Source organism: Pseudomonas abyssi (genome assembly GCF_002307495.1).
Classification (GTDB): Bacteria; Pseudomonadota; Gammaproteobacteria; order Pseudomonadales; family Pseudomonadaceae; genus Halopseudomonas; species Halopseudomonas abyssi.
Genome location: NZ_NTMR01000009.1, coordinates 101,772 through 121,828, shown reverse-complemented (window position 1 = coordinate 121,828; position 20,057 = coordinate 101,772). Strand labels below are relative to the sequence as shown.

The 20,057-nt window shown below is 59.9% G+C and carries 20 protein-coding genes; 4 read left to right on the top strand and 16 right to left on the bottom strand.

Translation table 11 applies throughout. The annotated features are described in order from the left end of the window. Window positions 1-44 precede the first annotated feature (44 nt). The 4 genes from bfr to CNQ84_RS06975 form a co-directional block, all read right to left on the bottom strand. Window positions 45-512 carry a bacterioferritin gene (gene bfr, locus CNQ84_RS06990; protein WP_096004189.1) on the bottom strand — a complete coding sequence of 156 codons (468 nt, stop codon included), beginning with the start codon at window positions 510-512 and terminating at the stop codon, window positions 45-47. A 122-nt stretch (window positions 513-634) separates the two neighbouring features. Further along, window positions 635-847, bottom strand: coding sequence for a bacterioferritin-associated ferredoxin (locus CNQ84_RS06985; RefSeq protein WP_096004188.1), 213 nt, complete (start codon window positions 845-847; stop codon window positions 635-637). A gap of 179 nt (window positions 848-1,026) precedes the next feature. After that, the gene (locus CNQ84_RS06980; protein WP_096004187.1) at window positions 1,027-1,500 is read right to left on the bottom strand and encodes an anti-virulence regulator CigR family protein; all 474 of its coding nucleotides are present in this window, start codon (window positions 1,498-1,500) and stop codon (window positions 1,027-1,029) included. A gap of 241 nt (window positions 1,501-1,741) precedes the next feature. Beyond that, on the bottom strand, window positions 1,742-2,920 hold the full coding sequence (locus CNQ84_RS06975; RefSeq protein ID WP_096004186.1) for a YbfB/YjiJ family MFS transporter: 1,179 nt from the start codon (window positions 2,918-2,920) through the stop codon (window positions 1,742-1,744). A 353-nt stretch (window positions 2,921-3,273) separates the two neighbouring features. On the opposite strand from CNQ84_RS06975, the gene CNQ84_RS06970 reads away from it, so the two are divergent. Both CNQ84_RS06970 and CNQ84_RS06965 read left to right on the top strand, forming a co-directional pair. After that, entirely contained in the window at window positions 3,274-4,725 is a 1,452-nt protein-coding gene (locus CNQ84_RS06970) for an MFS transporter (RefSeq protein ID WP_118130308.1), read from the top strand. Window positions 4,726-4,850: 125 nt separating this feature from the next. Next, window positions 4,851-6,728 carry an MFS transporter gene (locus CNQ84_RS06965; RefSeq protein WP_096004184.1) on the top strand — a complete coding sequence of 626 codons (1,878 nt, stop codon included), beginning with the start codon at window positions 4,851-4,853 and terminating at the stop codon, window positions 6,726-6,728. Between the two features lie 115 nt (window positions 6,729-6,843). Here CNQ84_RS06965 and CNQ84_RS06960 read toward each other — a convergent pair whose 3' ends face one another. The 3 genes from CNQ84_RS06960 to msrB form a co-directional block, all read right to left on the bottom strand. Beyond that, complete coding sequence (locus CNQ84_RS06960) at window positions 6,844-7,323, bottom strand: FKBP-type peptidyl-prolyl cis-trans isomerase (RefSeq protein WP_096004183.1); 480 nt, start codon at window positions 7,321-7,323, stop codon at window positions 6,844-6,846. Window positions 7,324-7,391: 68 nt separating this feature from the next. Then, window positions 7,392-7,991 carry a peptide-methionine (S)-S-oxide reductase MsrA gene (gene msrA / locus CNQ84_RS06955; protein WP_096004182.1) on the bottom strand — a complete coding sequence of 200 codons (600 nt, stop codon included), beginning with the start codon at window positions 7,989-7,991 and terminating at the stop codon, window positions 7,392-7,394. Further along, window positions 7,988-8,509, bottom strand: a complete 522-nt coding sequence (gene msrB, locus CNQ84_RS06950; RefSeq protein WP_096004181.1) for a peptide-methionine (R)-S-oxide reductase MsrB — start codon at window positions 8,507-8,509, stop codon at window positions 7,988-7,990. The genes msrA and msrB overlap by 4 nt, the downstream gene beginning before the upstream one ends. Before the next feature lie 193 nt (window positions 8,510-8,702). Here msrB and CNQ84_RS06945 point away from each other — a divergent pair, with 193 nt between their 5' ends. Beyond that, window positions 8,703-9,953, top strand: a complete 1,251-nt coding sequence (locus CNQ84_RS06945; protein WP_165771239.1) for a serine hydrolase domain-containing protein — start codon at window positions 8,703-8,705, stop codon at window positions 9,951-9,953. Between the two features lie 102 nt (window positions 9,954-10,055). Here CNQ84_RS06945 and CNQ84_RS06940 read toward each other — a convergent pair whose 3' ends face one another. Beyond that, window positions 10,056-11,162, bottom strand: coding sequence for an ABC transporter ATP-binding protein (locus CNQ84_RS06940; protein WP_096004179.1), 1,107 nt, complete (start codon window positions 11,160-11,162; stop codon window positions 10,056-10,058). A gap of 4 nt (window positions 11,163-11,166) precedes the next feature. Then, window positions 11,167-12,072 carry an ornithine carbamoyltransferase gene (argF, locus tag CNQ84_RS06935; protein WP_096004178.1) on the bottom strand — a complete coding sequence of 302 codons (906 nt, stop codon included), beginning with the start codon at window positions 12,070-12,072 and terminating at the stop codon, window positions 11,167-11,169. Between the two features lie 592 nt (window positions 12,073-12,664). Between argF and grxD the strand changes: the two genes are divergently transcribed. Further along, window positions 12,665-12,985, top strand: coding sequence for a Grx4 family monothiol glutaredoxin (gene grxD, locus CNQ84_RS06930; protein WP_083729463.1), 321 nt, complete (start codon window positions 12,665-12,667; stop codon window positions 12,983-12,985). Between the two features lie 273 nt (window positions 12,986-13,258). On the opposite strand, the gene cysQ is transcribed toward grxD, so the two are convergent. The 7 genes from cysQ to CNQ84_RS06895 form a co-directional block, all read right to left on the bottom strand. After that, complete coding sequence (cysQ, locus tag CNQ84_RS06925) at window positions 13,259-14,038, bottom strand: 3'(2'),5'-bisphosphate nucleotidase CysQ (RefSeq protein ID WP_096004177.1); 780 nt, start codon at window positions 14,036-14,038, stop codon at window positions 13,259-13,261. A 48-nt stretch (window positions 14,039-14,086) separates the two neighbouring features. Then, complete coding sequence (locus CNQ84_RS06920; RefSeq protein ID WP_096004176.1) at window positions 14,087-14,713, bottom strand: transposase; 627 nt, start codon at window positions 14,711-14,713, stop codon at window positions 14,087-14,089. A 208-nt stretch (window positions 14,714-14,921) separates the two neighbouring features. Beyond that, window positions 14,922-15,308 (bottom strand): VanZ family protein, encoded by a 387-nt coding sequence (locus CNQ84_RS06915; RefSeq protein ID WP_096004175.1) that lies wholly within the window; start codon window positions 15,306-15,308, stop codon window positions 14,922-14,924. Beyond that, the gene (locus CNQ84_RS06910) at window positions 15,308-17,443 is read right to left on the bottom strand and encodes a YjbH domain-containing protein (RefSeq protein ID WP_096004174.1); all 2,136 of its coding nucleotides are present in this window, start codon (window positions 17,441-17,443) and stop codon (window positions 15,308-15,310) included. The genes CNQ84_RS06915 and CNQ84_RS06910 overlap by 1 nt, the downstream gene beginning before the upstream one ends. Then, window positions 17,443-18,165: a capsule biosynthesis GfcC family protein gene (locus CNQ84_RS06905; RefSeq protein ID WP_165771238.1), complete on the bottom strand. Its 723-nt coding sequence runs from the start codon at window positions 18,163-18,165 to the stop codon at window positions 17,443-17,445. The genes CNQ84_RS06910 and CNQ84_RS06905 overlap by 1 nt, the downstream gene beginning before the upstream one ends. Before the next feature lie 44 nt (window positions 18,166-18,209). Continuing rightward, window positions 18,210-18,773 (bottom strand): YjbF family lipoprotein, encoded by a 564-nt coding sequence (locus tag CNQ84_RS06900; protein ID WP_133065877.1) that lies wholly within the window; start codon window positions 18,771-18,773, stop codon window positions 18,210-18,212. A 104-nt stretch (window positions 18,774-18,877) separates the two neighbouring features. Next, window positions 18,878-19,996 (bottom strand): polysaccharide biosynthesis/export family protein, encoded by a 1,119-nt coding sequence (locus tag CNQ84_RS06895; protein WP_096004171.1) that lies wholly within the window; start codon window positions 19,994-19,996, stop codon window positions 18,878-18,880. Window positions 19,997-20,057 lie beyond the last annotated feature (61 nt).

Sequence of the window (20,057 nt, the reverse complement as noted above, 5' to 3'; positions counted from 1 at the left end):
AAACGCCGCGAAATGCGGCGTTTTTTATGGGATCAAACAGCAGGTCATTCGATCTGCGACTGCTGGTAGTTTTCAGCGCCGACGGCGTCATACAGGCTCAGCTGAGTCTCCAGCCAGTCGACGTGCTCTTCTTCCGCTTCGAGGATGTCTTCGCAGACTTCGCGGCTGCCGTAGTCGCCCACGCTTTCGCAGAAAGCGATGGCCTCTTTCAGGTCGGGCAGCGCTTGCATCTGCAGCTTCAGGTCACACTCCAGAATTTCACGGGTATTTTCGCCAATCTTCAGGCGTCCGAGATCTTGGAGGTTGGGCAGGCCTTCGAGAAAGAGAATCCGCTTGATCAAACGATCCGCGTGCTTCATCGCAGCGATGGATTCCTTGTATTCGCGCTTGCCGAGCTTGTCCAGACCCCAGTCTTCGAGCATGCGCGCGTGCAGGAAATACTGATTGATGGCAATCAGTTCCAGGCCAAGAACGTTGTTCAGGTGTTGGATGACTTGCTTGTCGCCTTTCATAGCGATGCCCCCTCAGGACTATTCAGTCGCCAAGTGTGGGCTGCCAAAAGGGGGTTGTCAAATCTAAGTGTTTGAAAAGAAAGAAGTTAAAAATGATTCTTAGGCGGTAATGAGAGCCGGAATCAGGCCGCTACGTATTGCGCCGACAGCATGGCAGTGGCGGCGGGGCTGGCAGCGAGATTTTCGCTCAGCAGTGATTTGCAGTCACGGGCGCATTTGCCGCATTGCGTGCCGACTTCGAGGTCGTTACGCAGGTCGCGCATAGAGCAGGCGCCACCAGCAATGGCGTCTTTAATCTGATTGTCGGTTACACTTTTGCAGAGACAAACGTACATGCAGATTCTCCTGAACAGCCTGAGCTGACAATGAGTGCATGCTAATTCGAATGAGAATGATTGTCAAAGAAAATAGCGTCGATTTATGAGACCGATTGACGCCGTCTGCCGGCTTGTGCGATTACGCCGAGCCGAAACAAAAGAGCCAGCGGATTGAAACCCGCTGGCTCATCTGTGTATCAGTAGATTACGTCATAAATGATGGATTCGATAATGCCGGTGGTGATCTCGGCGAGCACTACGTCTCCGTCGATCTGGCGCCATTCATAGCCGTCGTAATGGGGCAGGCGGCTTACTAGGCGCGGATCGAGCTGCTTGGCAATACCGGGCGGCAGCGGCTTGCCCCGTGCCAGGTTCTTGCGGATGCCCGGCGGCAGGCTATCGCCGCGCTGCACCAGCTCGCGGTTGTCGCGGAAGATGCTGCGTATGATGTCTTCCTGAATTCGATCGTAAGGACGGTCGTAGCGATCTCGATCATGATCACGGTCGTCATACCGGTTTGCACCTTGGCCTCGGTCATTGCCCTGCTGTGCATGATAGCTATTGCCGTTTCCGTTGCCATGGCCGCGGTCATCCTGCTTGGCGTGAGCCGGTGCGGCAAGGGCTGCGGCCAGCAGGCCGGCAATCAGAAGGGAGCTTGAAGGTATGCGCATGGTCTGGCCTCTGCAAATGTCTCTGTCTTGCTTTGAGTATAGGAAGCACTGATTAATTCCACACGCTCTCTGCGAGTGCTCAAGCGGGGCCACACTCTGCGTTGTGAATTCTCGACAGGTCCTGACATGCCTTCGAAACCACGCCTTGATTGCAGCCCCGCCGGATGCGGCCCAGCCTGAACGCCAGAGGGCATGTGGAATTAATCCGTGCTTCCTAAAGCGCTTTCCCGGAGGTTCCCTGTTACCTGTGTGCGTATCCGGTTCGCCAAGTCCAGATCAGCGCCCAGGCCAAGGCGCCTGCGCCGAGCCAGAGCGTTTCCGGCAGGGTGCCACCGTGATTGAGCCATTCGCGTGCAAGCCAGGGCCCAAGCAGCTGCGTCACGCTGTACAGGGCGATAAGGGCCGCCGACAGGCGCGGCCCCTGGTGTGGCTGAAGGCTGCGCCCAAGCCGCTGGGTCAGTAATACCGCGCCCAGAAAGCTGCCGCCCATCAGCAGCGAGCAAAGCACAATACCGATTCCGGCCGGCAGGATCAGCGCAGCGAGCACACTGGCGAGCTGGGTCGTGTAATTGAGCAACAGGGCATTTCGGTCACCAAGACGTTGACCAAGGTGATTCCATAACCAGGCAGCGGGCAGGGTGGCGGCCGCTACAATCAGCCAGCTTTGTTGCACCATCGGATGACCGGAACCCAGCTGAATGCTGGCGATCATCGGCAGAAAGGTCATTGGCAGGATGTAGCCCATGCCTGCACCGGCATAAGCCAGAAACAGTGGCCGGGTCCGCGCGTCGAGCAAGGACGCTGATGGCGCAGGTGTGCGCTTGTCCTTGCTTGCGCCGGGGGCGTCAACACTGAGGCGCAGCATGAGCCAGCCGCCCCACAGCGCCAGCGGCACGCTGAGCAGGGCTGCTGGCCACCAGCGGCTCGCATGCGCCAGCGACACGCCGGGCGGGTGCGAGAGCACGCCAGACAGCAGCAGGCCGCCGCCAACCCCAAGATAAATAAGGCCGCTCAGGCCGATGCGCTGCCGGGCTGCCAACCACTCCATCAGCAGCGCCGGGACCATCACGAAAATCAAGCCATTGCTGACGCCGTTGCCCAGGCGCAGCAAGGTGATGAAGGGAACGTAATCGGTGATGGCCAGGCCGAGCAGAGTGAGGCAGTGCAGGGCTAACGCCAGCGGTATGCTGCGCTGGATTTGCTGAGGCCGATGCCAGCGGATCGCCGCCAGCGCGCCCAGCAGGTAGCCAACATAGTTCCAGCTGGCCAGTGCGGCGCCCTGGCTGGTGCTGAACTGTCCATCGTCCACCAATAGAGGGAGCAAGGGAGTAAAAATGAAGCGGCCGAGTCCATGGACAACCAGCAGCAAGGCTGCGGCGGCGAGTACCGCATGCAGCGTGGAGGGTTGGCGATAGGGCATCGTACGGCTTCCTTAACGCACCATCAGTGCGGCGAATGAGTACTATAGGCGGAGTTGATGGCGTGTTTCTGCGCCGGCTTGGCAGGCTGCAGGCCCCGTGGTTGCTGGGGCGCGGGGTAGGCGACTGGGCCCGAGTATAGCGGGGGCGGAAACATATGCATGAATTGTCCGCAGCTTCGGCGTCGGTGCGCTGGTGTGGAGAGCGAGGGCTGCAGTATAGAGTATACAAACGTGCACCTAAGGTCGGGCTTGACGTTGCCGGCTGCTCTGGAGCGGTAAGGCCGCCTGGCGGTGCAGGGGCAAACAATAAATATAAAAAGCGGGTGCGGAGCCCGCGTTCTTGGGAGAGTGGCATGTCGCAGTCCAGTACGGACGCCAATGGCGTCCTCAAACGTTCTACGATTCTTCTGCATGGCTCCATCGGTATGCCGTTGGCCATCATTGGTTATCCCCTGGTGGTCTATCTGCCACCGTTCTATGCCCAGGAAGTTGGCCTGAACATGGCGTTGATGGCGCTGGTGCTGGTCATTGCTCGCCTGTCTGATGTCATTACCGATCCGCTGATTGGCACCCTCAGTGACCGCTGGCGCACCCGCTTTGGTCGGCGCAAGCCCTGGCTGGTCATGGGGGTGCCGCTGATGCTGGCCGGTACGGTGATGATCTTCATGCCGCCCGACGGCATTGGTATCGGGCATCTATTGTTCTGGACCATGCTGATGTACCTGGGCTGGACCATGGTGACCTTGCCCTATGGCGCCTGGGGCGCCGAGCTGTCCACCGTCTATCACCAGCGCAGCCGTGTAGTGGCCTCGCGTGAAGGGTTTGTGCTGATTGGATTGTTTTTGGCCGCATTGGCACCGGCGCTGGTACAGGCTCTGGGCGCACGCTTTCAGGCCGGACACACTGATGGCTGGTTGATGCAAACGGCGGTCACCCTGTTCGGGCGCGACGGTGAGTTGGGCATTGGCTACGGGCCCATTCTCGCGGTTATGGCCTGGATGATGCTGATTTTGTTGCCGCTGACGGTCTTCTGGGTGGTTGGCGCAGTCAAAGAAGCGCCGCCGCAGTCGGTTGAGCGCACCGATTGGAAAAAGGGCCTGCGCGTGCTGAAGAACAACGGCCCGTTCAAACGCATGATCCTGATGTTGCTGGTGGTGGTGACGGGTGAGTCGTTCCGCAACGCGCTGTCGGTGTTCTTTATGCAGCACGTGATTCAGATTCAGGCGCAGATCGGCCTGATGTATTTGCTGTACTTTGGCATCGGCATTCTGGGCATTCCGTTCTGGCTGCAGGTAGGCAAGCGGATCGGCAAGCATCGGGCGTTCTGTGCGGCACTGGCGATTTCCAGTACCAGTATTCTGGGCATGTTCTTCCTGGGGGCCGGCCAGTTGCTGCCCTTCGCAATATTGTTTGCGATCAAGGGCTTCTGTTTTGCTGCCTTTCAGTTTTTGCCGCTGTCGATGCTGGCGGATATCGTCGACCTGGACACGGCGCGTAGCCGCGAGCACCGCACCGGCCTGTTCTTTGCCATGAGCGGCATGGCGCAGAAGGCAGCCATGGCGCTGGGGCTTGGTCTGTCGCTGGGCTTGCTGGCCGTGGTCGGGTTTGATGCCAAGGCCGTTGAGCATTCTGCCTCGCAGCTGATGTCACTGCGCGTTCTCTACATTCTCGGCCCCGTCGCGCTGTATATGACGGCTTTCGTGATTGCCTGGCGTTACCCGCTTACCGCCGAGCGTCAGGAGCGTATCCACCGCTGGGTATTGCGCCGCGAAGCACGTCTGAGCGTCATGGGCGCCTCGCGCTAGCAGGACGAGCCCCCCCTCTGGCGCGGCAAATCTGCGCCAGATTGTTGGCAGGTTCCGTCCCGGAGCCTGCCGATTTTGGGTATGCTGCCCCCTGCACCGAATAGACCGGAAGGATACGCAGCGCCATGTCGGAACACTCGCAGTTTCGTTTGCTCGGTAGCAAACGCTTTCTCCCTTTCTTCACCAGTCAGTTGCTGGGCGCCTTCAACGATAATCTGTTCAAGCAGGCGCTGATCCTGGCGATCCTGTTCAAGCTCAGTTTCAATGCTGACCGTGACCTGCTCATCAACCTCAGTGCCTTGCTGTTCATTTTGCCGTTCTTCCTGTTCTCGGCACTCGGCGGGCAGTTTGGTGAAAAGTTCGACAAGGACGTGTTGATCCGGCGCATCAAGCTGGGCGAGGTGGCGATCATGCTGCTTGGCGCCCTTGGACTATGGCTGGGCAGCTTGCCGCTGTTGCTGGTGGTGCTTTTTGCGATGGGCACCCAGTCGGCGCTATTCGGGCCGGTCAAGTATTCGATCCTGCCGCAGGCGCTGGCAGAGGGCGAGCTGGTTGGCGGCAATGCGCTGGTTGAGATGGGTACCTTTCTGGCGATTCTGGGCGGCACCCTGTGTGCGGGTATCCTGATGGCCAGCGGTGGCTGGGCCAGTCTGGTGGGCGGGGCAGTGGTGGTCGTGGCCATTGGCGGCTATCTGGCGGCGCGGCGGATTCCAAGCGCGCGCGCCGGCTTGCCGGACCTGGCGATTGACTGGAATATCTTTCGCCAGTCCTGGGCTATTCTGCGCCTGGGGCTGAAGGAGCAGGTGCCTTCGGTATCTCGCTCGATTCTCGGCAACTCCTGGTTCTGGTTTCTCGGTGCGACCTATCTGACGCAGATTCCCGGCTTTGCCAAGGACTATCTGCACGGCGACGAGAGCGTGGTTACCCTGATCCTGACGGTGTTTTCCGTGGGTATCGCGCTGGGCTCCGTGCTCTGTGAGCGGCTGTCGGGCCATAAGGTAGAGATCGGCCTGGTGCCCTTTGGCTCCTTTGGCCTGAGCGTGTTCGGTCTGCTGATCTGGAGCCTGTCCGGCAGCATCGCCGCCGGCGCCGAAGCCTATGACTGGTTGACTCTGCTGGCACAACCCGGCGCCTGGGGCATCATGGGGTGCATCCTGGGGTTGGGCGTATTTGGCGGTTTTTACATCGTACCGCTGTACGCGCTGATCCAGTCGCGCAGCCGCGAAGAGGAGCGCGCGCGGGTCATCGCAGCCAACAATATTCTCAATGCGCTGCTGATGGTCTGTTCGGCGATTCTGGCGATTGTCATGCTCAGTGTGCTGGAGCTGTCGATCCCGACGCTGTTTTTGACCATCTCGTTGCTCAACGTGCTGGTCAACGGCTACATCTTCAAGGTGGTGCCGGAGTTCAGCATGCGCTTTCTCATCTGGCTGCTGGGACACTCGATGTACCGCGTTGAGCACCGCAACCTGGAGGCGATCCCGGATGACGGGCCGTGCGTACTGGTGTGCAACCACGTGTCCTTTGTCGATGCGCTGCTGATTGGCGGAGCTGTGCGCCGCCCGGTGCGTTTTGTCATGTACTACAAGATCTATCGCCTGCCGGTGCTCAACTTCATTTTCCGCACCGCCGGCACCGTGCCGATTGCCGGGCGGCAGGAGGATGAGGTGACCTACGAGCGCGCCTTTGAACGCATCTCGGCCTACCTGCGCGCAGGCGAGGTGGTCTGTATCTTCCCCGAGGGCAAGCTGACGGCTGATGGCGAGATGGACGTATTCCGCGCGGGCATCACGCGGATTCTGGAGAACGACCCTGTCCCAGTCGTGCCCTTGGCGTTGCAGGGGCTATGGGGCAGCTTTTTCAGTCGTGACCCGCACAAGGGGTTCTTCCGCCGCTTGTGGTCACGGGTCTGTCTGGTAGCAGGGCAGCCGGTGACGCCCGAGGCGGCCCTGCCGGAGTACCTGCATGAACAGGTATTGGCATTGCGTGGAGAACGGCGCTGAGACAGCGACAGGCGTAGGGACGCAGCATGCTGCGTCCGCAAGGTCATGATCAGCGCCGCGAGGTAGCGGACGCGACATGTCGCGTCCCTACGGCTTGGCAAGCGCTGGCGGCTGATCAGTGGTTATGACCACCCACGCCATGGGCGTGGCCGTGGGCCAGCTCTTCTTCGGTGGCAGCGCGTACGTCGAGAATCTCCACGTTAAAGGTCAGCTCGCGGCCGGCCAACGGGTGATTGGTGTCAACCACCACCTGTGACAGCCCCGGTTTGACCACCACTACCTGACGCGGGCCTTGCTCGGTCTGCAAAATGGCAACCATGCCCGGCTTCCACTTTTTGGCGCCTTGCAGGCGTTTGGCCTGGACTTTATGCAGGGCGTTTTCACGGACTTCGCCATAGGCCTTTTCCGGCGGGATGGTGACAGTAAAGGTCTCGCCTGCGCTGTGACCTTCCATGGCTTCAACCAAGCCATCAATCAGGCCGGTCTGACCATGCAGATACAACACCGGATCATGCTCGCGGGATGACTCGATCGGGCCATTGGCGTCAGAGAGGTCGTAGTGAAACTGGACAACGGTTTTTTCGGCAATCTGCATAGTGAATTCCGCTTGGGCTATCAAAGCCCGCCATTATCCAGACTCGCGCGGTACTTTTCCATGGTCAGTCAATCGCCCCATATTTCCTCGAGGCGGGCGTCGCGACCACAGGTAGTGCGGTAGAAGGTGTAGCGCAGCGGGTTTTTCTCGTAGTAGTCCTGGTGATAGTCCTCGGCGGCATAGAAGGGCTGGCGCGGCAGTATCAGTGTGTGTATCGGCTCATCAAAACGCGCCTCCAGGGCATCCCGAGACGATTCCAGCAAGGCGTTCTGCTCATCGTTGGCGTAGTACACGGCGCTGCTGTACTGGTAGCCGTGGTCGCAGAACTGGGCGTTGGCGGTAAGCGGGTCGATGGTGGGCCAGAAGGCCTCCACCAGCTCAGCGTAGCTGGTCTTGGTTGGGTCAAAAAACACCGCGACCGATTCGATGTGGTCGGTGCCGCCGGCAGACACTTGCTGATAGTCTGCGGTCTCGGCCTCGCCACCGGTATAGCCAGACAGCGTTTCCACCACGCCTGGCAGCTTGTCAAAGTCAGACTCGGTGCACCAGAAGCAACCGCCGGAAAACACCGCCATTTCGGTGCCCGGCGGGCCTTGGGTGACCGGCTCGCTGGCCACGGCCAGCGGAGACAGGGCGAACAGAACCAGAGCAGGGGCAGCGTATTTCATGCATCACCTCGCAGGGCCGGCAGCGGCTCGCCAGCGGGAATGAATCTGAGTGCCAAACCATTGTTGCACCAGCGCTCGCCCCGGGGGGCGGGGCCGTCGTCAAAGACATGGCCCTGATGGCCACCACAGCGGGCGCAGTGGTATTCGGTGCGCGGCCAGATCAGCGCAAAGTCCTGCCGTGTTCCGATGTGTCCGACCAACGGCTGCGTAAAGCTGGGCCAACCGGTCTTGCTGTCGAACTTGTGCTCAGACGAAAAAAGCGGCAGGTAGCAGGCTGCGCACAGGTAGGTGCCGGGCTCGTAATGCTTGTCCAGCGGGCTGCTGCCGGGGCGTTCGGTGGCTTCTTCAAAAAGCACGTCCCAGGCGGCGTCTGATACCTTGTCGCGCCAGTAGTCTGCGGGCAGGTCCAGTGCCTCGACTTGCGGCACATGAAAGGCATCCTTGGCACTGGCCGTGCTGGACAGAAGCGGCAGGGCGGGGGCGGCCAGCAGGCCGCTAAGCAGGGTACGGCGTTTCATGGTCGATCCTGTGTGTGGTGACTGTCATCATCTGACGCCTGGTAACGGCATTTGTTACATCGGGGCGTGCGTATCACTCGGCCTGATAGGCCCTGAGACAGCTTGGCAGCTTGTCTCGTGGCGGTTAGTCTCGCTATATCCCGGTGCTTCCCTCGGCATCGGCAGGCCTATAACACACGCAAGGAAAATAATAATGATTCGATCAAGCATGCGTAAGCTGCTGGGCAGTGCTGTGCTGCTGGCGGCGGGTTTCTCTGGCAGTCTGTACGCCGAGCAGGCAGCGCACACCTTCACCCAGCCGCGGCTGGATGCCTTTGCCGCGGCCATGGCCCAGGAGGTGGAGCAGGGGCGCATTGGCGGTATCGCCACGCTGGTGTACCAGAACGGCGAGGTTGTGCAGCGCGCCGAGTATGGATATGCAGACCGGGAGCAGCAGCGGCCGCTTGAGCCAGACAGCCTCTACAAGATTTTCTCCCTGACCAAACTGGTGACCGGCACCGCGCTCCTGACGCTCTTCGATGAGGGGCGCTTTGAGCTGGACGAGCCGGTCGGCAAGTACATTCCTGAATTGCAAAATCTGCAGGTGGCCGTGGCCGACGGGCCTGAGGGCATGCCCAAGACTGAACCGGCGGCACATCCGGTAACCATCCGTGAGCTGATGACCCACACGGGCGGCTTTACCTATGGTCGCTTCGGCGATACCCAGGTAGACCAGCTTTACGTTCAGGCCGATATCCAGAACCGTGACTCCACCTTCGTCGATATGATGGCCAAGCTCGAGCACATACCCTTGCTGCATCAGCCGGGCACGGTCTGGCACTACAGTATATCGGTGGATATTCAGGCGGCTCTGATTGAGGTGCTGTCTGGCAAGTCCTTTGATGTGTTTTTGCAAGAGCGCATCTTCGACCCGCTGCAGATGAGTGACACTGATTTTTACGCACCGGAGGACAAGGCCGAGCGTCTGGCGCTGTCTTACCAGCCGCAGCCTGACGGCTCGCTCAAGGCGCTGCCCAATACGCCGTTTCTCAGCAAGCCGCGCTTTCTCAATGGTGGCGGCGGGCTTATCTCATCGGTGGATGACTATCTGCGCTTTGCCCGCATGCTGCTGGGCGGCGGCGAGCTGGAGGGTACCCGTATTCTCAAGGCAGACACCGTTGAGCTGATGCGCCGCAATCAGTTGCCGCAGGGCGTGGAAAATATTGGTCCGTTCTTTCCGGGCAACCAGTTTGGGTTGAATGTCGCCGTGGTGAATGACTCGCCAGCGGCCGGCTATCTGCCGCAGGGTACCTACTGGTGGTGGGGGATTCAGGGCGCCTGGTGCTGGATTGACCCGAGCAACGACGCCATCATCATCGGCATGATGCAGAACACCGATTACCGTCTCTCGCGCATGATCCACGGCAAGGCGAGTCGCGCGTTGTACGGGCCCGCGCAGCCCTGATGCGGGGGTGCGCGGAGAAGCCTGCGGCGTTCTCCGCCCTACGCACAGAACTGTGTAGAGGCGTAGGGTGGAGAAACGCGCAGCGTTCTCCACGCAAAGGGGTCAGGCAGAGCGGCCGGTATCAAGCACTTGCTCCAGCGGCAGCTGGGCGTGCAGATTGACGCTGCCCTGAGCTGGGAACACTACCAAGTGCTCCGCCGCGACCCGCAGACCGACCTCGTCGCCGGGCTGATGGTCGGCGTGGCTCGGGAACAGGGCTTCGAGCTGGGTGCCGGTCTGCAGTTGCATGCGGTAAAGGATGGTTGCGCCCTGAAAGGTGCGATCAATCACCCGGGCGCGCAATGCGCTGCTAGCGTCACCTACCAGATCATCCGGCCTCAGCAACACGTCCACGGGGCTTCCCTCTGGCATTGGGTAGGCGCGATTGCCCTGAAGCACGCCAAGCTCTGTGGCAACGGTGTCGCGCGCCTCCATCTGGCCGCGGATGAAGTAGCCCTGGCCGATAAAACTGGCGACGAAGGGCGTGGCGGGCTCGTGATAGAGGTTGTAGGGCGTATCCCATTGCTGCAGACGCCCATCCTTTAGCACGCCGACCTGGTCGCAGACGGCAAAGGCTTCAGCCTGGTCGTGGGTGACCAGCATGGCGCTGATCCCACGGGATTTGAGAATATCGCGTACCTCGGCAGACAGACGCCGACGTAGCTCGCCATCAAGGTTAGAGAAGGGTTCGTCGAGCAACAGCAGGCGCGGGTTGGGTGCCATGGCTCTGGCCAGCGCCACGCGCTGCTGTTGGCCGCCGGAAAGTTCGTGCGGGTAGCGGCGGCCCAGCTTGTCGAGCTTGACCAGTGCCAGCAGCTCATCGACGATGCGCTTGCGCTCCGGAGAGGTATGAATGCCAAAGCCCACGTTGTCCGCCACACTCAGGTGAGGGAACAGCGCATAGTCCTGAAATACCATACCGATCTGGCGCTGCTCCGGGGCAACCCGATGCTGTGCGGTGCTCAGGGCTTTACCGTCGAGCAGGATGCTGCCGCCGCTGATGGGTTCAAAGCCGGCAATGGCCCTGAGGGTCGTTGTCTTGCCGCAGCCCGATGGGCCCAGCAGACAGCCGATGTCGCCCTCGCGCAGGTGGATGCTCAGTTCATTGACGATCAACTGCTGGCCGTAGCCGCAATTGAGGGAATCAAGCTCCAGCACTGGCGTCGTCATGGCGTCACTCAACCAGCAGGAATTCGACCAGCGCTTTTTGCGCGTGCAGGCGGTTTTCGGCCTGATCCCAGACCACGCTGCGCGGGTCTTCCATCAGTGCGTCGCTGACTTCCTCGCCACGGTGGGCAGGCAGACAGTGCATGAACAGCACGGACTCGTCGGCCGCATCGAGCATCGCCGGCGTTACCTGGTAAGGCGCAAACTGCTTGAGGCGCGCTTCGGCTTCGTCTTCCTGGCCCATCGACGCCCAAACGTCGGTATTGACCAGGTGGGCACCGGCGACGGCCTCCATCGGGTCGCGCATCACGGTCACGCGGTCACCGGCCTGGTCCAGAAACTGCTGCGCCGGCTCGTAGCCTTCGGGGCAGGCAACGCGCAGATGGAAGTCAAACTGGATGGCGGCCTGGATAAAAGTGTTGCACATGTTGTTGCCGTCGCCGATCCAGGCTACGGTCTTGCCCTTTATGGCACCACGGTGCTCCAGATAGGTCTGCATGTCGGCCAGTAGCTGGCAAGGGTGCAGGTCATCGCTCAGACCATTGATGATCGGCACTTTCGAGTATTGGGCGAAGGTTTCCAGGGTCTCATGCGCAAAGGTACGAATCATGATCGCATCGCACATGCTGGACAGCACGCGGGCGCTATCCTCGATCGGCTCGCCGCGGCCCAGCTGCGTATCACGCGGCGACAGGAAAATGGCCTGGCCGCCCAGATGAATCATGCCTGCCTCGAAGGACACGCGGGTGCGGGTGGAGGCCTTCTCGAAAATCATCCCCAATACGCGGTTTTTCAACGGCTCATACACCACGCCTTGGCGATGCAGGGACTTGAGTTCGATGCCGCGTTTGATCAGGCTGATGAGCTCGGCTTCCGAGCAGTCCATCAACGATAGAAAGTGCCGTGTAGTCATATCTGTACTACCTAGTTACCTCGGTCGCTTAACGACCGGAAATACGTCGCCGTACCAGAGAGCCTGAAGGCCTGGTAACAGCCACAGTAATAAAGAGAAGCAGGGATCTTATAGGGAAAATCCAGCCCGTGGCAAATGGGCCTTGGTCGCAGAGGGTTTTGTGGCTCAGCAGGACGCTGGACCTTAGGGTCTGTTGACGTTTTGTTCACCCTCCTGTTGCAGCCTGTAAAGCCGCCAATCAAGGAGGGAGAAGCGTAGGGTGTTCAGCGCATCCCTGCGCTTCACCCCTTCGGGGCTGGCGCGCAAAAACGCTCCCGGCGTTTTTGTGGTTATTCCACGTGAGCGACGAGCGACGCTGAGTGACGGCTTTACAGGCGCAACCTCGGCGGCCCCACCCGCAGGGCGAGCGCTCAAGCATGCATCTGCGGCGTTGCGCTGCTTGCCGATAGAACCACTATTGGCTGCACACCGTGCCTTGCATCTGCACACTTGAGCACTCGCAGAGGGCGTGTGGAATTGATCAGAGCCTCCTTTACGTTAGAATGGCGCATCTGCAAGGTGCCAAAACGCCGACAACCTTATGAGGAATGCAATGGACATCATCGATACCATCAAAGAACAGATCGCCAACAACCCGGTACTGATCTACATGAAAGGCGCGCCGAACGCCCCGCAGTGCGGCTTCTCCGCCCGCGCCTCACAAGCGCTGATGGCCTGCGGTGAGAAGTTTGCTTACGTGGACATTCTGCAAAACCCCGAGATCCGTGCAAGCCTGCCGGGCTACGCCAACTGGCCGACGTTCCCGCAGCTGTGGATCAACGGCGAACTGGTCGGCGGCAGCGACATCATTCTGGAACTGCATGAATCCGGTGAGCTGCAAACCATGGTCAAGGCAGCACAGCCCGCCGCCTGATCCTGGCCGCTTAGCCAGCAAAAACGCCCGAAGGCGAAAGCCTTCGGGCGTTTTTTATTGTGTTTCCACACCGAGTAGCCCAGGACAACGGACGGCACGCTGCGCGGTAGGGTGTACTAAGCCGCAGGCGTGTACACCATTCAATCCACACGGGCCGATTACCCGTGCGCGCGCCCCGCGGATACGCTGCGCTTAATCCGCCCTACCGGCCGTGCTGCACCGTAGGGTGTACTAAGCCGTAGGCGTGTACACCAACCTGCCAACACAACACCCTCAAAAAAACGGCTGAGCCCCGCAGGCGACAAAGTGGGGGTTTTCAAAGCCGGGCTTGCCGTACAGGAGCGGGCCGCCGTCGAGGGTTTGTATCTGCCCGCCAGCAGCAGCCAATACGGCGTGACCCGCGGCGATATCCCATTCCATGGTGCGCCCTTGGCGCGGGTATATGTCCGCTTGTCCAGCGGCCAGCAAACATAGCTTGAGCGACGAGCCCGCGTTGATCAGTGAACGCACCGGGCGGCCGGCCAGGAGTTGTTCCAATGCCGCGCTATCGCCATGGGAGCGGCTGGCCAGCACGTCGAGCCCGTCGTGGGATGGCTCGCGAACCTGGATGGCGCGACGCCCGTCGGCATCTTCAATATAGGCGCCACCCGCACGGGACCCGGCATACAGTGCGCCGATGGCGGGCGCAAACACCACGCCCAGCAGTGGGCTGCCGTTCTCGATCAAGGCAATGTTGACGGTAAACTCGCCGTTGCGATTGACGAACTCCCGTGTGCCATCCAGCGGGTCAACCAGCCAGAAACAGTCCGCTATCTCGGGCACATGGCCCGCCGCGGTTGCTTCTTCAGCCACCACCGGAAAGTCCACCCCCAACCTGGCCAGGCCCTCAAGAACTAGCGCCTCGGCGCGCTCGTCTGCGTCGGTCACAGGAGAGGCGTCGTCCTTGCCGCGCACGGCAAAATCACTGTGATAAATATCCATGATCACGGCGCCGGCGGCGCGGGTCAGGGTGGCTACGGCTTCCAGCAGCCGATGTTGTTCGTCTGGTTGCATGGGTCCTCCTAGCTAAGGCCGCCATTATGCCCGCAGGGGCTGATCAATTCACCCGGACTCATACGCGCTGGACCAACGCCACTGTTTGGGCTGCTCACACAGTCCGGCGGCGACCGGCGTGTTCTGCAGCTCCTGGATGCTCTGTTGCAGGTCCTGCTCATCCTTGATGTACCTGTCCCAGTAGTCGCGCATCCATAGCATGCGGCCGGGTGTGTCGAGCGCCAGTGATTGCTTGTTCTGTTGCATCCAGTGGGTGGTCGTGGTCTTCCACGCCTGGATAATGCGAGGGGTAGAGTAGGTGGGCTCCAGCAGCACCTGCACATGATTGGGCATGATGCACCAGGCGATCAGCTTGTAGCGCTTGCGATTCTGGCTTTCCAGTGCATCGGCCACTTCGGCAGCCATGTTCGGGTGTGCCAGCAAGCAGCAGCCGTGACCCTGTTGCAGATGATGGTCTAACCGTCGGCGGCGAAACAGCACGCGCTCTTCCGGCGGCTGGGCGCGCACTTCCTCCTGCAGAACCTGCATGGCGCAAGGGGGCAGGGAGTCAGCGAGGCGCAGGGTGATCAGTTGCAAATCGTAGGGAATGGCGCGCTCGGCTTTCTGCGGTGAGCGCTGCCAACCCTTCCAGACTTCCGTGGGTGTGAAACGAGGTGTGAATCTGTCTCTGGTCATGGACTTTCCTTATCGCTGTACCAGATTAGACGCTAACAATGTAAGCAGTGAATCTCTGCGATCTGTGACGCAAAAATGTCAATAAACAGTAATGTCTGACGAATGGTCTAAATGTTGACGCGCTTAGCGCAGGCCCCGTACATAATCCATACGGGGCAGGTCAGGAGGCGGAGGAAGGGAAAAGCGGTCGGAGAGGTGCTGAGCGCCGCTAGGCGGTCTGGCGGCGCAGCATGTACTGGTAGCCGCCAATCAGCAGCAAGCCGATTACCAGCCCCGTGCTGTTAGCGACAATGTCGTGCCAGTCGGTGGTGCGTGTGGGGTGCAGCGCCTGCACCATCTCAACCGCCACGCCAACCAGTGTCAGCAGCACCGCGCGCAGCCACCAGGGCCAGCGCGCAAAGGCCAGAAAGCTCAGTAGCGTCAGCGCAAAGATGCCGCCGCCATGATAGAAGCTGGCCTGCCAGCTATACGCCGCTGGCGGTGGGGTGGGGCGCATGCCCAGATACAGCCCCAAGGCCAGCAGTGCGAAGAACCCGACGACAAACCATGGGCGCCAACTACGGCGGAGGTCTTCCAGCTTGCGCCACATAACCATTATTCGGTCAGGCGGCGGAAGCCGTCGTTGAAGTTGTCGAGGTCACGGTCATTGGTGAAGTTGTAGAGCTGGTAGTAGCGGGCAAGTCGCGCGCCACCGTCACGGGTCAGCGGGTTCCAGGCAATGGTGCCGACTGAGGTAGTGGAGCGAATGAAGAAGGCATCGAACGGAATCTGGATATAGACGCCTTTATCAAAGCTACCCTCACCAAACTCTTCCTTGGAGACATTGGTCATGGTTGCCCAAGCGCCCATGGTGAAGCCATTGTCAAAGCGACGTGACAGGTCCAGCGTGGCGCCATAATCGCCCGCCAGGTAGCGGCCCACGCTGCCCTTGGCCAGCACGTCATAGATGCCGGTCTGCAGGTAGCCGGTTACGTGGCCGGTGAGGGTCGAGTAGTCACGGAAGCTGAAGTCCTGCTCAAAACCACGCTGCTTGACCCAGTTGAAGTCTGCGCCAATTGCCCAGTTTGCACCGTAGGGGCGGTACAGCACTTCACCGCCGACGCCGCCGTACATCCACTCGAACAGACCAGCATAGGCCATTGCGTAGAGGTCACGGTCCAGGCGGTGGGTCTGAGTGTATTGCAGGCGGCTGAGCTGAACGTCTGAGCTGGTCGCGTACGAGCGGATGTCGGTCCGTACGCGCGGCAGGTTGCTCGGCGCGTCGTATTCGAACTTGTCGTAGTTGTTTAGCAGGTTGACGCCAACGCTGCCGTTGAGCCACTTGTTATCATCAAAGTAGTAGGCACCATTAAAGCGCAGCAGGAACTGATACAACAGGAAGCCATCTGGGCCGCCGACGTTTTGGGTGTAGCCAAGCGAGGTACCAAAGCTGTATTTGTCCAGTGGCGCGGTATAGACAACCTCGTCATCGAGCACAGAAGGCACCGCATTTACTACGCCCTTGCGTAAGGTATCTGCGTCTACCTCGTTCATTTCATAACGGCGCAAGGTTTCGGCATTGACACTGGTCTGGCTGACGTCCATTCCGCGGGGGCGATACACCAGGGTGTACCAATCATAGGAGCCCTCACCCAGGCTGTTGTCCAGCACGCGCGCGGCGCGGCCCAGGCCTTGGGCGCGGTTGCGATAGCGCGTCTGGTCGCCGGTCACAATGACTTCGTCGCCGTGCAGGGAAATTTGCTGCACATTGATGCCTGCGTTCTCGCCAAGGCGTCGGCTTATGTCGGCCCAGTCGACCTGGCTTCCGTTCACGCCAGCGGGCAAGCCGCGTCGGGCTTCGGGGGCTGGGTCGAGATATTTTTTGGGCTCCGGGTTGGTCTTCATGTTGGCTTGGTAGGTAATGCCGAACATGGCAGTATTGCCGCGCTCAAATGCAGCGGTCAGATCAATGCTTTTGCCCAGACGGTAGGTGGCACCGAAGTTGATGGGGGAGTCCTGGTCTATTTCATTGCTCAGCGGTTCCGACTCATAGTCGTTACCATCCAACTCCACCTTGAGGCGCAGGCGGTCCCAGGGGGTTTGGTACTCGACTCCGCCAAACAAGCCAATGGGGCCTTTAAAGTACCGGTTGGTACCCAGGTCGCCGGCTTGAGAAACATCTGCAGTCACTTCGCCGCGGTCATTGAAGCTGTCTTTGAACCAGCCAAGCGGGTTGTCGATGCCGCCTCGATTACCGATATAACCCCAGGCAATACCCAAGCTAACGTCTAGATCATAAAAGCGTTTGTTGGCAACAAAGTACTCGCTGGAGAAAAGGCCTGTACCGCCGGCGTCTCTCATGCCGAACGCTACTTGCGGAACCCAGTAGCTTTCCTTAAGGAGGCGCACTTTAAAGTCGATCGCTTTATCTTTAAAGCTCTGGTCGCCACTAAACTCTTCTGGTCCGTAGTTGCGGTTGGTGATCGCGATATAGCGAATGGTGCCTTCAAGCCATGGCAGCGGCTGCGCCGAGATGCTATAGCGGCTATAGGGTTCAGTGCGGTTAGCGTTGAAGCTCAGGTTGCCGTCTTCCGCCATACGTGCTGTTGGGGTTTGCAGCAGGCCGACGCCACCAAAATCGTGCTGGGTGGTGTTATAGCGGCTGTTGATGTCGGCCGTAGCGGTAATGCTAACCAGTAGCAGAGTGGGCAGTGCGGCAGCGGAAAAGGCTGGCAGGAATGGACGCTGCATTACCTGATACGCTCCTGTGCAGGTGTCTGGGTGGCGATAAAGGCGGCCATGTCTTCGTTGAAGGTTTCGGGCTCGCCGTCAGCGGTCAGCGCCGTCTCATCTACTGGTACGAACAGTGTGGCCCCGACTGCGACCGACGCATCCTGCTGATTCCAGTGGCCGCTGCCGAGTCGCTCTACCGCGCCGTCCGGCTGTATCAGATACAGCGTGTCGGCGGAGGCTAGCGGGTGTGCAGGGCAGGCGGCCAGATAGTCATACAGGCTGGTGGCGTATGAGTAAGTAAGCTGGCAGTCGGCTTGCACGGCGCCGGTTACCGTGATGCTGTTGGGGCGCAGCGCATAGTGGATCTTGTCACCTGCTTCCAATAGCGGGTTGTAGCGGACAAGACGTTGTTTCAGCGGGTTCATCTCTGCCGGAATGCGGCCGGTAACGGGCATGGCCTCTACTTGGGCGGTCAGCCGCTCAATCAGCGCCTGGGCTGCTGGGTCGCCGGCCAGTCGTGAGCGCACCTTGGCGCTGCGCAGGTCAAACAATAGCCCAACCTTGAGCTTGCGCTGCTCAAGCTTCGCGCTCTCACGTTGCAGGGTGGCGCCCATATACCAGGCGTTTGAGTTCACCTGCGCTGTAACGGACGCGTCCAGCAGCCGAACACCTTGCTGCCACTGGTAGTCGCCGGGTTGGCTGACGGCGCCCGTAATGCTGAATATTGGGGCGGCTGCCACAAGGGCAGGCTGAAGCAGTATTGCGGCAAATAGCAGCCGAGCAATCATTGTCCTGCATCCTTGCTGCTTTTATGGGTGCTGATAACTTCAAATACCGGAAAGTCGGGGCTGGGATGTTGCAGGCTGCGCCGCACCAGGCCGGTGTTCGGGTCCACCCAATACTGGTTGAGCGCTGAATAATCCAGCTCAGGCATCCAAATGCGCTCATCAATGCGTTGGTACTGTGCCGTCTGGCCAAACAGGGTGAGCGACTCTTGCGGGCCTATAAAGTAGGTCGCAATTTGCTCTATGCCTGTCTGGTAGCTAAGTGGGTAGTCGACGAAGCGAGTGACTTGTTGCCCTTCGGTAACGTTCAGCAGTCCTGTTTTGAACGGGTCGTCTGTAGTCAGTGGTTGGGCCACGTCTGTCTCCAGCCCAACTATCTGGCTGATGCGGCCATGGCAGGTTTCAACTTGCTCGGCTATGCCCCACCAGCTTATGCATCCTCTGCTGCCTGCAGGTGCGACGAACAGGGCCTCGGCGGCACCTGCGCGGATCAGCAGGCTATCGCCGGGAGCTTGCAATACCTGGCCTTCCGGGATCTCGTTGACTTTGCCTTTCCACGCCATGCGAAAAGTTTCGATCGAGTTACTTGTCAGCGAGTTGCAGCCAGCCGCCAGTAGCGCTGCTGCGGCGAGGGCGCAGCAGCGAAAGGTGCGTATCAAGTACACGATCAGTTGTCGTCAGAGAAGTCGTTATAATCGCTACCCGCCCTGGCGGTAGTGCCCACAAGCGTGGCACTTGGCAGCAGCTGACTGATAAAGCGGTTCCAGCGGGTGATACCGGCGGCTCCGACAAAAACAACATCCTGCGGCTGCATTTCAAACTGGTCCGCCAGGATAAACGCAGAGGGCGACTGCGCGTTTAGCTGGAATACGGTTGCTTTGTCCGTCTCCAGGTTCTCAACGCCGCGAATCACGTACACCTCGCGGCCGCTGGATGATGTTGGGGAGGGGCCGCCAACGGTGGCCAGCACTTCGCTAAGCGTCATGCGGCTGGTGCTATAGGCCAGCGCGGTGGGGCGCGGTACCTCTCCCATGACAAAGACCTTGCGCGCGTCATTCAGGCCAAAGTGCAGCTTGTCGCCGTCTTTCAGGTAGATATTGCCGACGGCACTGGGGTGGCCAGTGAGGTAGTCGTAATCGAGTGTGTAGATTTGACCGTCGCGCAGAATTTGCAGGCGCGAGAGGTCGGCACGGGACTGGTCAATCCCCGCCTCGCCGATCGCCTGTAGCAAGGTGAGGGGTTGCGAATTGATCGCGCGAAAGCCAGGGTTGTTAAAAGCACCGCTCAGGGTGACTTTCTGACTGTTGTACTCAAGAATATTGACGTCAACCTGGGGTTGCTCAATATAGCGAGCCAGGCGTTCAGAAATCAGTTTGCGCAGCTCTTCCTGGGTGAGCCCTGCCACCTTTACGTTGCCGATAAAGGGATAGAACAGCGTGCCGTCGTCTCGTACTACCCGTGCGTTGGCAGAGGATGGCTGCTGCTGGCCGCCGGGAATAGTCAGCTCAGGGTGGTCCCACACTGTGATGAATAGGGCGTCATTGGGGCCAAGGCGGTAGTTCTCTGGCGCATAATCCAGCAGGGCCTGTGGGATTTTCCGCTCGGGGCGCTCCACATTCTCCTGTGCCAGCACTTTGGGGGTGATCTGCACCATCTCGACCATGCTTGCCTCGACAGAGTCTTCAGCGATCAGACGGTCCGTGTCCATATGCATGCCGGGGGAGAACATGCAGGCTTGCAGTAAAAGAGTCGTTGCGCCAAGGGCGCCGAGGGCGATGCGATTCATGGGCAGAAATTCTTATAGTCAATTAGGCGGCGATAACGCCGTGCAAAAAAAAGCCACCCAA

Coding starts and splice junctions, on each gene's coding strand:
- bfr (WP_096004189.1), bottom strand. CDS start 512: ATGAAAGGCGACAAGCAAGTCATCCAACACCTGAACAACGTTCTTGGC.
- CNQ84_RS06985 (WP_096004188.1), bottom strand. CDS start 847: ATGTACGTTTGTCTCTGCAAAAGTGTAACCGACAATCAGATTAAAGAC.
- CNQ84_RS06980 (WP_096004187.1), bottom strand. CDS start 1,500: ATGCGCATACCTTCAAGCTCCCTTCTGATTGCCGGCCTGCTGGCCGCA.
- CNQ84_RS06975 (WP_096004186.1), bottom strand. CDS start 2,920: ATGCCCTATCGCCAACCCTCCACGCTGCATGCGGTACTCGCCGCCGCA.
- CNQ84_RS06970 (WP_118130308.1), top strand. CDS start 3,274: ATGTCGCAGTCCAGTACGGACGCCAATGGCGTCCTCAAACGTTCTACG.
- CNQ84_RS06965 (WP_096004184.1), top strand. CDS start 4,851: ATGTCGGAACACTCGCAGTTTCGTTTGCTCGGTAGCAAACGCTTTCTC.
- CNQ84_RS06960 (WP_096004183.1), bottom strand. CDS start 7,323: ATGCAGATTGCCGAAAAAACCGTTGTCCAGTTTCACTACGACCTCTCT.
- msrA (WP_096004182.1), bottom strand. CDS start 7,991: ATGAAATACGCTGCCCCTGCTCTGGTTCTGTTCGCCCTGTCTCCGCTG.
- msrB (WP_096004181.1), bottom strand. CDS start 8,509: ATGAAACGCCGTACCCTGCTTAGCGGCCTGCTGGCCGCCCCCGCCCTG.
- CNQ84_RS06945 (WP_165771239.1), top strand. CDS start 8,703: ATGATTCGATCAAGCATGCGTAAGCTGCTGGGCAGTGCTGTGCTGCTG.
- CNQ84_RS06940 (WP_096004179.1), bottom strand. CDS start 11,162: ATGACGACGCCAGTGCTGGAGCTTGATTCCCTCAATTGCGGCTACGGC.
- argF (WP_096004178.1), bottom strand. CDS start 12,072: ATGACTACACGGCACTTTCTATCGTTGATGGACTGCTCGGAAGCCGAG.
- grxD (WP_083729463.1), top strand. CDS start 12,665: ATGGACATCATCGATACCATCAAAGAACAGATCGCCAACAACCCGGTA.
- cysQ (WP_096004177.1), bottom strand. CDS start 14,038: ATGCAACCAGACGAACAACATCGGCTGCTGGAAGCCGTAGCCACCCTG.
- CNQ84_RS06920 (WP_096004176.1), bottom strand. CDS start 14,713: ATGACCAGAGACAGATTCACACCTCGTTTCACACCCACGGAAGTCTGG.
- CNQ84_RS06915 (WP_096004175.1), bottom strand. CDS start 15,308: ATGGTTATGTGGCGCAAGCTGGAAGACCTCCGCCGTAGTTGGCGCCCA.
- CNQ84_RS06910 (WP_096004174.1), bottom strand. CDS start 17,443: ATGCAGCGTCCATTCCTGCCAGCCTTTTCCGCTGCCGCACTGCCCACT.
- CNQ84_RS06900 (WP_133065877.1), bottom strand. CDS start 18,773: ATGGCGTGGAAAGGCAAAGTCAACGAGATCCCGGAAGGCCAGGTATTG.
- CNQ84_RS06895 (WP_096004171.1), bottom strand. CDS start 19,996: ATGAATCGCATCGCCCTCGGCGCCCTTGGCGCAACGACTCTTTTACTG.